General features: G+C 63.8%; 11 protein-coding genes. 6 read left to right on the top strand and 5 right to left on the bottom strand.

Annotated features, from left to right (window positions below; genetic code table 11):
• Positions 1-26: 26 nt before the first annotated feature.
• The gene (serC, locus tag AC3IR3_RS07435; RefSeq protein WP_489196295.1) at positions 27-1,112 is read right to left on the bottom strand and encodes a 3-phosphoserine/phosphohydroxythreonine transaminase; all 1,086 of its coding nucleotides are present in this window, start codon (positions 1,110-1,112) and stop codon (positions 27-29) included.
• 64 nt (positions 1,113-1,176) lie between these two features.
• Positions 1,177-1,947 (bottom strand): FHA domain-containing protein, encoded by a 771-nt coding sequence (locus AC3IR3_RS07430; RefSeq protein ID WP_489196294.1) that lies wholly within the window; start codon positions 1,945-1,947, stop codon positions 1,177-1,179.
• 352 nt (positions 1,948-2,299) lie between these two features.
• Here AC3IR3_RS07430 and AC3IR3_RS07425 point away from each other — a divergent pair, with 352 nt between their 5' ends.
• Both AC3IR3_RS07425 and infA read left to right on the top strand, forming a co-directional pair.
• Positions 2,300-2,575: a polyhydroxyalkanoic acid system family protein gene (locus AC3IR3_RS07425; protein ID WP_489196293.1), complete on the top strand. Its 276-nt coding sequence runs from the start codon at positions 2,300-2,302 to the stop codon at positions 2,573-2,575.
• 86 nt (positions 2,576-2,661) lie between these two features.
• On the top strand, positions 2,662-2,880 hold the full coding sequence (infA, locus tag AC3IR3_RS07420) for a translation initiation factor IF-1 (protein WP_019466733.1): 219 nt from the start codon (positions 2,662-2,664) through the stop codon (positions 2,878-2,880).
• A 186-nt stretch (positions 2,881-3,066) separates the two neighbouring features.
• Here infA and clpA read toward each other — a convergent pair whose 3' ends face one another.
• Positions 3,067-5,337 carry an ATP-dependent Clp protease ATP-binding subunit ClpA gene (gene clpA / locus AC3IR3_RS07415; RefSeq protein ID WP_489196292.1) on the bottom strand — a complete coding sequence of 757 codons (2,271 nt, stop codon included), beginning with the start codon at positions 5,335-5,337 and terminating at the stop codon, positions 3,067-3,069.
• 78 nt (positions 5,338-5,415) lie between these two features.
• Complete coding sequence (clpS, locus tag AC3IR3_RS07410; RefSeq protein WP_489196291.1) at positions 5,416-5,748, bottom strand: ATP-dependent Clp protease adapter ClpS; 333 nt, start codon at positions 5,746-5,748, stop codon at positions 5,416-5,418.
• Positions 5,749-5,871: 123 nt separating this feature from the next.
• On the opposite strand from clpS, the gene AC3IR3_RS07405 reads away from it, so the two are divergent.
• Genes AC3IR3_RS07405 through hflD form a run of 3 tightly spaced genes read left to right on the top strand, consistent with a single transcriptional unit; the run spans position 5,872 to position 8,118 of the window.
• A complete protein-coding gene (locus tag AC3IR3_RS07405; protein WP_489196290.1) occupies positions 5,872-6,360 on the top strand; it encodes an NUDIX hydrolase in 489 nt (162 codons plus the stop codon).
• On the top strand, positions 6,357-7,457 hold the full coding sequence (gene mnmA, locus AC3IR3_RS07400) for a tRNA 2-thiouridine(34) synthase MnmA (protein ID WP_489196289.1): 1,101 nt from the start codon (positions 6,357-6,359) through the stop codon (positions 7,455-7,457). The genes AC3IR3_RS07405 and mnmA overlap by 4 nt, the downstream gene beginning before the upstream one ends.
• Before the next feature lie 34 nt (positions 7,458-7,491).
• Positions 7,492-8,118: a high frequency lysogenization protein HflD gene (hflD, locus tag AC3IR3_RS07395; protein WP_489196288.1), complete on the top strand. Its 627-nt coding sequence runs from the start codon at positions 7,492-7,494 to the stop codon at positions 8,116-8,118.
• Between the two features lie 162 nt (positions 8,119-8,280).
• On the opposite strand, the gene AC3IR3_RS07390 is transcribed toward hflD, so the two are convergent.
• Positions 8,281-9,213 (bottom strand): LysR family transcriptional regulator, encoded by a 933-nt coding sequence (locus AC3IR3_RS07390; RefSeq protein ID WP_489196287.1) that lies wholly within the window; start codon positions 9,211-9,213, stop codon positions 8,281-8,283.
• Positions 9,214-9,430: 217 nt separating this feature from the next.
• Between AC3IR3_RS07390 and acnA the strand changes: the two genes are divergently transcribed.
• Positions 9,431-12,178, top strand: a complete 2,748-nt coding sequence (gene acnA / locus AC3IR3_RS07385) for an aconitate hydratase AcnA (protein ID WP_489196286.1) — start codon at positions 9,431-9,433, stop codon at positions 12,176-12,178.
• The last annotated feature ends 166 nt before the right edge of the window (positions 12,179-12,344 follow it).

Raw genomic sequence — 12,344 nt, 5'->3', positions numbered from 1 at the left:
CGATAGGGTGACAGGAATGAATAGTTTCAGCAGTGACGATTCGCGAAATCGCGCATGAAAGACGTCAGCGCCTCGACGGCTTCGAGCGGTACCGCGTTGTAAAGCGATGCGCGCAATCCGCCCAGCGCCTTGTGCCCTTTGAGCGCGAGCAAGCCCGCGTCGCCGGATTCCTTGACGAAAACGGCATCGAGCGCGGGATCGTGGATGGTGAAAGGCACATTCATCCGCGAGCGCGCCGCGCGGGCGATCGGCGCGCGGTAATAGCCGTCCGAACCGTCGATGGCCGCGTAGAGCGTGTCGGCTTTGATGCGGTTGCGCTCGCCCATCGCCGCAAGACCGCCCTGCTCCTTCAGCCACTGGAACGTCAGACCGGCGAGATACCAGCCCCAGGTATTGGGGGTGTTGAGCATCGAGTCGTTTGCGGCATGTTCGGCGTAGCGGAAAATCTTCGCCATCGGCCGACCCGGACGCTTCAGCAGATCGTCGCGCACGATCATGACGACCAGACCCGAAGGTCCGATATTTTTCTGCGCGCCGGCGTATATCAGCCCGAAACGCGAGACGTCGATCGGTCCGGAGAGGATGTCCGACGACATATCGGCCACTAGCGGCACGTCGCCGACGTCTGGGATGTCGCGCATCTCTACGCCGTGAATCGTTTCGTTGGTGGTGATGTGGACATATGAGGCACCCGGATCGAGATCCCAGCTTTCGCGTGCCGGCAGTTGCAGGTAATTCGCATCGATCGAGCTTGCCGCCACGCGCGCCGTCACATAGGGCGCCGCTTCGCGGACGGCTTTCTCGCCCCAATGCCCCGTGACGATGTAGTCGGCGCTACCGCCTTCCGGCGCCATATTCATGGGAATCTGCGCGAAATGCTGGGTAGCGCCGCCTTGCAGGAACAGCACGCGATAGCCATCGGGAATGCTCATCAGCTCGCGCAGATCGGCTTCCGCGCGTGCCGCCAGTTCCATGAACGGCTTGCCGCGATGGGAAAGCTCCATGACCGAGGCACCACTGCCGTTCCAGTCCAGAAGCTCGCTCTGCGCGCGCTTCAGCACCGCTTCGGGGATTGCCGCCGGTCCGGCGCTGAAATTCCAGGCCCTGCTCAAAGGTTCGGTCTCCAGATGATCAACCATTGTGCCGCAGTGCAGCATCATAGCGACGCTCGGCGTGTCAAAAATGTACGAACAACACGATCGCGATGCCCAGCGCCAGCAGTGCGGCCGTCAGGATGAGCCACCAGACCTCGCCGCGCGGCCCGGCCGCATCCTCGGGCAACGGTTCGGGCGCGGGCGGCGGCGGAGTGACGATGGCCGGTTCGGCCGACCAGCCCGGCGCATCCAGCACGAAACGATGGGCGCCCACGCCAATCTGGTCGCCTGGCTGCAGGATCGCGTGTACGGCGCGCACGCCATTGATGCGAAGCGTGTGACGGGTGGGCACGCGCGAACCGTCGAGTAGCAGAGCGCCGTCTTGCCAGTAAATGGACAGGATGGCCGCATCGCCCTGCGGCAGTTCCAGCGGCCATGCGCTGTGAGGGGCACCGAGCTCGAGCCGTTCGCCAATGGGGATCGTGCGGCCCGATAGCGGCCCGGCGACCGGACGCAACGCGACCGTGCAGCGATGATCCGTGGCACCGACGGGTTCGCGCTGCTCGATGTCCGCGTCGTCCCGAAGCAGCATGCGGCAATCGCCGACGCTCAGGCTGTCGCCGGAACGTAGTAAGGCGCGTTCGCGAACGGGACGCGCGTTCACATAGACGCGGCCGACCGCGGGTGCCACTTCGAGCACGATGCCGCGGCGATCCTGGTGAATGCTGACGTGGTGGGCGGCGACCTGCGGCTCGGCGACCACGAGGTCGTTGCTTTCCGCGCGGCCGACCCGGAGCACGGGCTGCGACCAATGGAAATCACCGCGGGCCGAGCTGACGAATTCAATACGCATGGGTGGACCGTTACGATAACGGTTGGACTCTAGCAGAGCGTCGCGGCCAGTTGGGGCACACATCGCCAGTGGCTTTTGCAGGAGCCCGCTTGCGGGCTTGTGCCAAGCAAAAGATCAATGACGGTGCGAAAGCCAACGGAGCGCAGACGACCTGCGCGGCATCCGCAGCCAGACCATCGGGCTCGCGGATGTGAGCATCCGCCTTCCTCGCCCTGTTGGCCTTCGCACCGTCATTGATCTTTTGCTTGGCACAAGCCCGCAAGCTGGCTCCTACAAGGGTGCGCTCGGATTGGGGATTGAGCAGCCCTCGCGCTAAACTGCCCGGTCCACCCGCCAGCCGAAGGAATAGCCCATGGCAAAGATCGACATCCGCCGCCCGAACCCACTGAGCGTCGACGATGCGCGCTCCGTCGTGGACCGCATCGCAGAACGCATGCGCGAGAAGTTCGGCACGGACAGTCAGTGGTCGGGCGACACGCTTACCTTCCAGCGGTCGGGTATCAAAGGGGCTATCGCCGTCACGTCCGCCGAAGTCCATGTGACGGCCGAACTCGGCATGCTGCTCTCGCCCCTGAAGGGCACCATCGAGGACGAGATCGGCCGCAAGCTGGACGAACATTTCGCCTGATCCGGCGTGGGTTTAACCCGGAAGCGTTCCGTGGCACAATAGCGGGCTTATACGGCCATTCCGGCCGTGCATCCGACCCGGAACACATGGCAAAAGACGACGTCATCGAAATGGAAGGCACGGTCCAGGAGACCTTGCCCAACACCATGTTCCGCGTGCAGCTCGAGAACGGGCACGTCATCACCGCCCATATCTCCGGCCGCATGCGCAAGCATTACATCCGCATCCTCACGGGCGACAAGGTCAAGGTCGAAATGACCCCTTACGACCTGACGAAGGGCCGGATCACCTACCGCATGAAGTAATACCGGCACGGGTCCCCGCCTGCGCAGTTCGCTGCGCGCGATCCCGACGTCCGACGGCCGGTCTTCCGGCCCGATAAAAGGCCGCGCAATGCGCGGCCTTTTTGCGTGGGCGTCGATCAAGGCAACGACCGGCACAAAAAAAGGGCCGCGCTTTCGCACGGCCCTTCTTCTTGACTCACCTCCGGATCAAACCACTGCGGGCTGCTTTTCAGCGGACTCCGTTTCCACATGGAGTTCGCCTTCGACCACGCTGAGCGTGACCTTGCCGCCTTCGGACAGCTTGCCGAACAGGAGCTCGTCGGCCAGCGCGCGCTTCACCTTGTCCTGGATCACGCGAGCCATCGGACGGGCACCCATCTGCGGATCGAAACCATGTTCGGCCAGCCAGCGGCGGGCTTCGGCGGTCACATCCACGCTGACCTTCTTCTCGGTCAACTGGGCTTCCAGTTCGATCAGGAACTTGTCCACCACGCGCAGGATATGGTCGAAGTCGAGCGCATTGAACTGGATGATCGCATCCAGCCTGTTGCGGAACTCCGGCGTGAACATCCGGCGAATGGTTTCCATGGCATCCGGCGCATGGTTCTGCTTGATGAAGCCGATACCGCGACGCGACGCAAGCTGCGCACCCGCGTTCGTGGTCATCACGACGATCACGTTCTTGAAGTTGGCCTCGCGACCGTTCGTATCCGTGAGCACGCCACGATCCATGACCTGAAGCAGGATGTTGAACACATCCGGATGCGCCTTCTCGATTTCGTCCAGCAACAGCACGCAATGCGGGTGCTTGGTCACCTGCTCGGTGAGCAGGCCGCCCTGGTCGAAGCCGACGTAACCCGGGGGCGCGCCGACCAGACGCGAGACCGAATGCGCCTCCATGTACTCGGACATGTCGAAGCGGACCATCTCGATACCCAGCTGCATCGCCAGCTGACGGGTGACTTCCGTCTTGCCGACGCCGGTGGGGCCGGCCAACAGGAAGCTACCGATCGGCTTGGCCGGATCGCCAAGACCCGAACGGGCCATCTTGATCGACGAGGCCAGGGCCTCGATCGCCGCGTCCTGACCGAACACGACCATCTTGAGGTTGCGTTCCAGGTTGCGCAGCACGTCGCGATCGGATGCCGACACCTGCTTGGCCGGTATGCGGGCCATTTTGGCGACGATGTATTCGATCTCGGGAACGTCGACCTTACCGGTACGCTCTTCTTCCGGCAGCAGGCGCTGGCGGGCGCCGGCCTCGTCGATGACATCGATGGCCTTGTCCGGCAGCAGACGATCGGGAATGTGCTTGACCGACAGATCCACGGCCGCGCGCAACGCCTCGGCGGTGTATTCCACCGAGTGATGGTCTTCGAAACGGGACTTCAGGCCACGCAGGATCTCGATGCTGTCGGCCACAGTGGGTTCGACGACGTCGATCTTCTGGAAACGACGAGCCAGGGCACGATCCTTCTCGAACACGCCGCGGAATTCCTGGAACGTGGTCGAACCGATGCAGCGCAGTTCGCCCGATGCCAGCATCGGCTTGATCAGGTTGGACGCATCCATCGTGCCGCCGGACGCCGAACCGGCGCCGATGATCGTGTGGATTTCATCGATGAACAGAATCGAGTTGGGCTGCTTCTTCAACTGACCGATCACAGCCTTGAGGCGCTTCTCGAAATCGCCGCGGTACTTGGTGCCCGCGACCAGCGCGCCAAGATCCAGCGACCAGATCGTGCAGTCTTCCAGCACCTCGGGCACCTGCCCTTCGACGATACGCTTGGCCAGACCCTCGGCCAGCGCCGTCTTGCCCACGCCGGCTTCGCCGACATAAAGCGGATTGTTCTTCCGGCGACGGCAGAGCACCTGGATCGTGCGCTCGACCTCGTCCTCACGACCGATAAGCGGGTCGATCTTGCCCTGAAGAGCCAGTTCGTTGAGGTTGCTGGCGTACTCGCTGAGCGGGTTGCCGCCCCTGCCTTCGCCACCTTCCTCGCTGTCGCGCTCGGCACTGGGCGCGGCGGCGGCACTCTCGTCGCCGATCTTGGCGATGCCGTGGGAAATGTAGTTGACGACGTCCAGACGCGTAATTTCCTGCTGGTGCAGGAAGTACACCGCGTGGGAGTCCTTCTCGCCGAAAATGGCCACGAGCACATTGGCGCCGGTGACTTCCTTACGACCCGAGGACTGGACGTGGTAAACCGCACGCTGCAGGACTCGCTGGAATCCAAGCGTGGGCTGCGTATCGCGTTCGTCGCCCACCGGAAGGACCGGCACGGTTTCGGCGATGATTCGCTGGAGGTCGGCCGACAATCGCGGAAGGTCGACGCCGCAGGCGCGCAAAGCCGCCAGGGCCGAGCTGTTCTCGGTCAAGGCAAGCAGAAGATGCTCCACGGTCATGAATTCGTGGCGCTGTTCGCGGGCCTGCTTGTAGCAGTGCCCGATGGTGACTTCGAGATCCTTGCTGAACATACGGACCGTCTCCGTTTAGCGTTGGGCGGCGGGGAGTTACCCCTTCTGGTGCCGCATGACGTTCAGATGGGGCGCCACCTACATCTTTTCCATAGTGCACAACAACGGGTGCTGATGAGAACGTGAGTATTCGTTTACCTGAGTCACCTTAGTTTCGGCTACTTCGCGGGTAAAAACGCCACAAACCCCCTTACCGCGGGTATGGACGTGCAACATGACCTGGACCGCCCGCTCCTGGTCCATGCCGAAAAAACCGCGCAGAACCTCGATCACAAAGTCCATGGGCGTGAAATCGTCGTTCAGCAGTACAACCTGGAACAACGGGGGCCGGGCCACCTCGGGACGGGCGGTTTCCACGGCGAGTCCGTGTTCCTGGCTGTGCTCGTGCTCGTTTTCGTGTTCGTGGGACATCAATGGGCAACCTGGATACGCGATTCGATTATATACACCCGCTTCCACGGGGCTTGGAGCGTTGAATCGCCTAGGTGATGGCACAATAACCGCTTTTCCAGTCTTCGCCCGGTCATCGCCCCCATGCCCATCGCAAACAACGAGGACACAAGTGTCTGGTGTCCGCGCGTGACCGTAGCTTGCGTCGTAGCGCAGGGCGACCGCTATCTGATAGTCGAGGAAGAGGTCCTCGGCCGTGTGGCCTATAACCAGCCGGCGGGTCACCTCGATCCGGGCGAAACGCTGCAGGCGGCCGCCGTTCGCGAGACACTGGAAGAAACCGGCTGGACCGTCCAACTGGAGCATTTTCTCGGCGTCTGGCAATGGCTTAGCCCCGAACATGGCGAGCAGGTGCTGCGCTTCGGCTTCTCCGCCCGTGCCCTGCACCACGACGCTTCCCGGCCCCTGGACGAAGGCATCCGCCGCGCCGTGTGGCTGCGCCGCGACGAGATCGCCGCACTCGGCGACCGTCTGCGCAGCCCATTGATCCTCGGCACCATCGATAGCTGGCTCGAAGGCCGGCGCCTGCCGCTGGATACCGTCGACAGCCTGCTGCCCGGAGCCCACGGGTGAAGGTCATCCTCGGCATATCGGGCGGCGTGGACTCTTCCGTCGCGGCCATCCTGCTCCAGCAGGCCGGCCACGACGTGGAAGGCATGTTCATGCAGAACTGGGAGGAAGACGATCGCAACGGACCCTGCACGGCCGACGCCGACCGAAAAGACGCCGTCGCCGTCTGCGGCCGGCTGGGCATCCCCTTCCACGCACGCAACTTCGCCAGCGAGTACTGGGACGGTGTGTTCGCGTACTTCCTTGCCGAATACGCGGCTGGGCGGACACCCAATCCCGACGTACTCTGCAATCGCGAAATCAAGTTCAAGACCTTCCTGGAACACGCCCAGGCACTCGGCGCGGAAAAAATCGCGACGGGCCACTACGCACGCGTGGACATGAAGGACGACCGCTATCGACTGCTTCGCGCGGTCGATGCCGCCAAGGACCAGAGCTATTTCCTGCATGCGCTGGGACAGACCCAGCTTGCCGCCACGCTGTTCCCGGTCGGTGAGATCGAAAAGCCGCTGGTCCGCGAAATGGCCCGGCTGGCCGATCTGCCGACGCATGCAAAGAAAGACTCCACCGGCATCTGCTTTATCGGCGAACGCGACTTCCGCAGTTTTCTCGCGCAATACCTGCCCGCGAAACCCGGCCGCATGCTGTCGCCCGACGGCGACCTCATCGGCGAGCACCAGGGCGTGATGTATTACACCCTGGGCCAACGCAACGGTCTCGGTATCGGCGGGCGTCGCGACATGGGCAGCGAGCCGTGGTATGTCGTGGGCAAGGATGTCGCCGCGAATGTCCTGTACGTGGCGCAGGGCGGCGAGAATGCCTGGCTGCATTCCACGCGCCTGCACGCCACCGATGCCCACTGGATATCGGGACAGCCCCCCCGCATCACGTTCCGCTGCACGGCGAAGACCCGCTACCGGCAGGCCGACCAGACCTGCACGGTCACCGTACGCGGCGACACGCTCGATATCGTGTTCGACGAAACGCAGCGAGCGGTCACTCCGGGGCAGTCGGTCGTGCTTTATGACGGCGAGGAATGCCTGGGCGGTGGCGTTATCGCCGCCACCGATGCACCCTACGGCGGCCTGACCACACTGTGACCCCCCTTCCCCTTTCGCTTTACGGGCTGTATCGATGAACGAAGAACGCGTCCTCGCACTCGCGGGGGTCTTTCAGGGCGCCGCACTTGCCCAACAGCTGGCTACCGACGGTCGCTGCGACGACGTGGCCATGGAGGCAAGCCTTGCCAGCGTCTTTCGCATCGATGCCGATTCGGTAGCGGGCGTTTACGGCAATGTGACCGGCGTGCGCCGGGGCCTGCGAACCCTCGTGGCCCAGTTCGAAGACCAGACCCGCGACGTCGCCGTGATGCGCATGGCGATCACGGTACTCCGGCTGGAGCGCAACCTGTCGCGTCACCGCGGGCTGCTCGACAAACTGCAGGAAGGCATCGTCGGCGCGCAGCGCCAGGTCGAACACTTTGGCCTGACCCATCCGAACGTCAGTGCGCGGCTGGCAGAACTCTATTCGTCGACGCTCTCCACCCTGAAGCCGCGGATTATGGTCACGGGCACGCCCGCGCAGTTGCAGCAGAAGCCGGTGGTCGACCGCGTACGCGCCGCGCTGCTCGCGTCGGTGCGCTCCGCGGTGCTGTGGCACCAGCTTGGCGGCCGCCAGTGGCATCTGCTGATCTATCGCAAGCAGTGCAGCATGCTGGCGCGCGGGTTGTTGACCGGGGCGACGCTGGACGATGGGGGCTGAGGGAGTCGCCCCCTCTCCTCCTTCCACGCCCCCTCATCGTCATTCCGGCGCACGTGCGCCGGAATGACGATGAGGAAGTGACATGGCGAGGCGATCTTGCGCCCACAGCGAGCCAGCATTCGCTCGCGGACAATGACGCGCACTTAATATCCAGCCGGCGCTTTACGCCGACAATCCCGGAATCCGACTCGCCAGATCCCGCAACAACGCAGCGAACGCCTGCATATCGTCCTGCCACGGCGATGCGCTGCGCCAGTAAAGCGCGATGTGCCTCCCCGGCCGCGCACCCTCGACAGCGGCAAGCACCACATTCGGAATCGATGCGAGACGTTCGCGCGCGAGAATCGGCACGAGCGTATAACCGCCGCGCAACGCCACCAATGTGGCAAGGCTTTCCAGACTGAGATCCTGGATGCGGGCCGGATTCGCCATGCCCTCGGCACCGAGATCGGCGGCCCCCTGACCGTGGCTTTCCGCCATCAGCGTGGCATCGCCGGGATCGAGTTCGTCCATGGAAACGCTGGCACGCGACGCCAGCGGATGATCCGCGTGCAACATCAGCTCGTATGGTTCGAAAAACAGCGCCGTCGACTCGATACCGTTGACCGGTGCCGTCGGCGGCGCGAGCACAGCATCCAGCTCGCCCTCGTGCAACCGGCGAAGCAGGCCGCGCGGTTTGCCCTCGGAAATGGTCAGACGGGCACCGGGGAAGCGCTGCGGAAAGGGCTCGATGAAATGCGGCAGCAGATACGGCCCAAGGGTCGAAGGCACGCCCAAGCGCAATTCGCCGCCGAAGGCCAGCGCGCCGGCACGGGCGCCCTGCTCCAGTTGTCCGGCGGCGGCCAGCACTTCGTCGATATGCGCAAGCAAGCGCTGACCGCTGGCGGTCGGCACCACGCGCCGGCCGCCGCGCTCGAAGAGGGGGACGCCGAGCGCCTGTTCCACCTTCTGCACCTGATGCGACAGGCCCGACGGACTGATGTGCATGGCGCGCGCGGCACTGTTGAAACTGCCCTGACGGGCCACCGCCTGCACCAGCGCCAGATCGCGCAGCGACACGGCCGAGAGAGCCATCGAAATCATCGAACGCTGCATGCCGTCAAAAGCGTTTGCACCCATCGCCTCGCCATTCCATCCTTTCGGCGCCGAAGAATCGGGCGACGATACGTCAATCCCCACATTCTACCCCGTCGATCCGGCCCCCGCGTTCGCCGCGGGCTGCCGTTTTGCGCGATAATCCCGGCTTTGACGGCGCGCCACACGAAGCGCCGGATGCCTCCCCAGCAAAGATCGTTCACGCCAGGAGTACAGCATGAAAGACTCGTTCTCGGTCCGAGACAGTATCGAAGTCAACGGCAAACGCCACACCATCGCCAGCCTGGCTAAGTTCGGCGAGCGTTTCGACCTGAAGCGCCTCCCCTACTCCATGAAGATCCTGCTGGAGAACCTCCTGCGCCACGAAGACGGCGTAAACGTCACGGCGAAGGAAATCGAAGCGGTCGCCAACTGGAACGCCAAGGCCGAGCCGGATACCGAAATCTCCTTCATGCCGGCGCGCGTCGTGCTGCAGGATTTCACGGGCGTCCCCTGTATCGTCGACCTCGCTGCCATGCGCGATGCCGTCACCAAGCTCGGTGGCAACCCCGACAAGATCAACCCGCTGGCGCCTGCCGAACTGGTCATCGACCACTCGGTCCAGGTCGACGCATTCGGCTCGCAGAGCGCGCTGGAAACCAACGTCGATATCGAGTTCCAGCGTAACCAGGAGCGTTACTCGTTCCTGCGCTGGGGCCAGAAGGCGTTCAACAACTTCAAGGTCGTGCCGCCGCGCACCGGCATCGTGCATCAGGTCAACCTGGAGCATCTCGCCCGCGTCGTGTTCACGGCGGACAAGGACGGCCAGTCCTGGGCCTACCCCGACACCGTCTTCGGTACCGACTCGCACACCACGATGATCAACGGCATCGGCGTGCTGGGCTGGGGCGTGGGCGGTATCGAGGCCGAGGCCGCGATGCTCGGCCAGCCGTCGTCCATGCTGATTCCCCAGGTCGTCGGCTTCAAGCTGACGGGCAAGCTCGGCGAAGGCGTCACCGCCACCGACCTCGTGCTTACCGTCACCCAGATGCTGCGCAAGCTCGGCGTCGTGGGCAAGTTCGTCGAGTTCTTCGGCGAAGGCCTCGCCGCCCTGCCGCTGGCCGACCGCGCGACGATCGCCAACATGGCCCCGGAATACGGCGCCACCTGCGGCATCTTCCCGATCGATCAGGAAGCGCTGAACTACATGCGTCTTTCGGGTCGCACGGAAGACCAGATCGATCTGGTCGAAACCTATGCCAAGGCCCAGGGCCTGTGGCACGACGCGAACACCCCGCACGCCGAGTTCACCACCACGCTCGAACTGAATCTGGCCGATGTGCGCCCGTCGCTCGCTGGCCCGAAGCGTCCGCAGGATCGCGTGCTGCTCGAAGGCGTCCAGCAGAGCTTCTTCGACGCCGTGGGTCCCCTCACCGCCAGCCGCAAGCCGAAGAACGGCGACGTCGCCAACTTCAATAACGAAGGCGGCGGTACCGCCGTCGGCAACGAAGCGAACGCGGTCAGCAGCGCCGATGGCGTACGCATCGAGAAGGACGGCAAAAGCTTCCACATCAACGACGGTTCCGTCGTGATCGCGGCCATCACCTCGTGCACGAATACGTCGAACCCGGCGGTCATGCTCGCAGCCGGCCTTGTCGCGAAGAAAGCCGCCGCCCGCGGCCTGACCTCCAAGCCCTGGGTGAAGCCCTCGCTCGGACCGGGCTCGCTGGTCGTCACCGAATACCTGAAGAAGACCGGTCTGCTCACGGAACTCGAAAAGGTCGGCTTCTACGTCGTCGGCTACGGCTGCACCACCTGCATCGGCAACTCCGGCCCGCTGCCGGTCGAAATCAGCAAGGGCATCGCCGATGGCGACCTGGCCGTTGCCTCCGTCCTCTCGGGTAACCGCAACTTCGAAGGTCGCGTGCATCCGGAAGTGAAGATGAACTATCTGGCCTCGCCGCCGCTGGTCGTCGCCTACGCGCTGGCCGGTACGCTCGATATCGACCTGACGAAGGAGCCGCTCGGCGAAGGCAGCGATGGCAAGCCGGTGTTCCTCAAGGACATCTGGCCGTCGAACCAGGAAATCTCGGACACGATCGCCGGCGCGATCAATCCGCAGATGTTCAAGGACAGCTACGCCGACGTGTTCAAGGGCGACAGCCGCTGGAACCAGATCGCGTCGCCCGATGGCGACCTCTTTGCCTGGGACGACTCGACCTACATCAAGAACCCGCCGTACTTCGACGGCATGACGGCCGAACCCGGCACCATCGAAGACATCCACGGCGCACGCGCCATGGGCATCTTCGGCGACTCGATCACCACCGACCACATTTCGCCGGCCGGCTCGATCAAGAAGGACTCGCCCGCGGGCCGCTTCCTTATCTCGAAGGGCGTCGAGCCGAAGGACTTCAACTCCTACGGTTCGCGTCGCGGCAACGACGACGTGATGGTGCGCGGTACGTTCGCGAACATCCGCATCAAGAACCTAATGCTGGACGGTGTCGAAGGCGGCTACACGAAGTACGTGCCGACCGGCGAACAGATGGCGATCTACGACGCGGCCATGAAGTACAAGGCCGAGGGCACGCCGCTGGTCGTCCTGGCCGGTAAGGAATACGGCACCGGTTCGTCGCGCGACTGGGCGGCCAAGGGCACGCTGCTGCTGGGCGTCAAGGCCGTCATCACCGAAAGCTTCGAGCGCATCCACCGCTCGAACCTGGTCGGTATGGGCGTACTGCCCTGCCAGTTCCAGGACGGCGAGAACGCACAGACGCTCGGCCTGACCGGCGACGAAGTGTTCGACATCACCGGCCTGAACGGCGGCGAGTCGAAAACCGCAACGGTCACCGCGAAGCGCGCCGACGGCAGCGTCAAAACCTTCACCGTGAAGGTTCTTCTGCTGACGCCGAAGGAACGCGAGTTCTTCCGCCACGGCGGCATCCTGCAGTACGTGCTGCGTCAGCTGGCGAAGGCGGCGTAAGCCAAGCCAGTCGATGAGAAACAAGAAACGCCCCGGGAAACCGGGGCGTTTTTTTGTGCCCGTTTTTTGTAGGAGCCCGCTTGCGGGCGAAAGCCAACAGGGCGAGGACGCCTGATGCTCACCTCCGCAAGCCCGATTTACGGGCTGCGGATGTAACGCATGGCAT

It is taken from the genome of Luteibacter sp. GL_149, from assembly GCF_057834065.1.
The sequence above is the reverse complement of the archived record's forward strand: the minus strand, read 5'-3'. Positions and strand labels throughout refer to the sequence as shown.